Consider the following 236-nt stretch of genomic DNA (forward strand, 5'->3'; position numbering starts at 1 on the left):
GTTTTACACGCTCATTTAACTTTGAAAACTTATCATCAGAAGGTGTAAGTTCACTTGAAGTAATGAAAACTGCACGCGCTGATTCACCAACCGGTGGATTGGGTGCAACTGTAAATATTGTTACCGCAAAACCATTACAAAAGCCTGGTGAGCGCTTTTCTTTTATGGCTAAAGGTATTCACGATACATCTGTAGAAGAAGGCGATAAAGTAACACCTGAAATTGCAGGTATCTAC

1 protein-coding gene is annotated in these 236 nt (G+C 39.4%); it reads left to right on the forward strand.

Annotated features, from left to right (window positions below; translation table 11 throughout):
• Window positions 1–236: hypothetical protein (locus SB756_RS35390; RefSeq protein WP_410913923.1), on the forward strand; the 236-nt coding region annotated here is incomplete at both ends.

It is taken from the genome of Pseudomonas sp. SIMBA_068 (assembly GCF_046534705.1).
GTDB lineage: Bacteria > Pseudomonadota > Gammaproteobacteria > Pseudomonadales > Pseudomonadaceae > Aquipseudomonas > Aquipseudomonas putida.